Source organism: Sagittula salina (assembly GCF_017813235.1).
GTDB lineage: Bacteria > Pseudomonadota > Alphaproteobacteria > Rhodobacterales > Rhodobacteraceae > Sagittula > Sagittula salina.
This window is the reverse complement of the sequence record NZ_JAGISH010000043.1, coordinates 1-482: the sequence shown is the minus strand read 5'-3', so window position 1 is coordinate 482 and position 482 is coordinate 1. Positions and strand designations below refer to the sequence as shown.

Genomic DNA, 482 nt, shown 5'->3' with positions numbered 1-482 from the left:
GTGGCGCCGTTCGCCAGGGGCCCGTAAACGATGTAGGAATGCCCGGTGACCCAGCCCACGTCGGCGGAGCACCAGTAAACGTCGCCGTCGTGGTAATCGAAGGTGACCTCGTGGGTGAGGCTGGCGTAAACCAGATATCCACCTGTTGTGTGTACGACTCCCTTCGGCTGACCCGTGGAGCCGGAGGTATAGAGGATGAACAGCGGGTCTTCGGCGCTCATTTCCGCCGGCTGGCAGTGGTCGGAGGCCTCGAGCGCCATCTCGTTGTAGTCGAAATCGCGGCCCTCGACCCAGGTGGTCTGACCGCCGGTGCGCTTCACCACGAGGCACTTGACGCTGTCCTTGCAGTGCAGGAGCGCCTTGTCGGCATTGCTTTTCAGCGGGGTCTTGCGGCCGCCGCGCGGAGCCTCGTCGGCGGTGATCAGCACCTTGGCATCGCAGCCCTGGATGCGGGCGGCCAGCGCGTCGGGGGAGAAGCCCGC

1 protein-coding gene is annotated in these 482 nt (G+C 65.6%); it reads right to left on the bottom strand.

The features are described from left to right. The coding region (locus J5474_RS22490; RefSeq protein ID WP_209364242.1) for an AMP-binding protein at nt 1-482 on the bottom strand (482 nt) is incomplete at both ends.